This window comes from Methylobacterium sp. D54C, assembly GCF_053345595.1.
Window position 1 is genome coordinate 1 of record NZ_JBKFAK010000197.1, and the last position, 305, is coordinate 305.

Here is a 305-nt window from a genome sequence, read left to right on the forward strand (position 1 = left end):
CATGGGCACACGCATCGCCGTCACCGCCGTCGGCCCGGACGCGGAGAGCTGCCTCGACGCCATCGGGGCCCTGCTGGCCAACCGCTTCGGCGAGGACGAGTAGCGTCTAGGCCGTCGCCTTACCCGGCCACGCGCAGAGGTCGGAGACCGGGCACCGGGGGCAGGCGGGCTTCCGGGCCGTGCAGATGTCGCGCCCGTGCCGGAACAGCCAGACATGGGCGTTGTCCTTGAACGCGTCCGGCACGATTCGGGCGAGGCCGACGGCCACCGCGTCGACCGTCGCGCCCGGGGCGAGGGGGATCCGG

General features: G+C 74.1%; 2 protein-coding genes. One reads left to right on the plus strand and one right to left on the minus strand.

Annotated features, from left to right (window positions below):
• On the plus strand, nt 1–103 hold a 103-nt coding region (locus ACLBYB_RS33140; protein WP_447701423.1), incomplete at its 5' end, for an HPr family phosphocarrier protein.
• A 3-nt stretch (nt 104–106) separates the two neighbouring features.
• On the opposite strand, the gene ACLBYB_RS33145 is transcribed toward ACLBYB_RS33140, so the two are convergent.
• On the minus strand, nt 107–305 hold a 199-nt coding region (locus tag ACLBYB_RS33145), incomplete at its 5' end, for an endonuclease III domain-containing protein (RefSeq protein ID WP_447701422.1).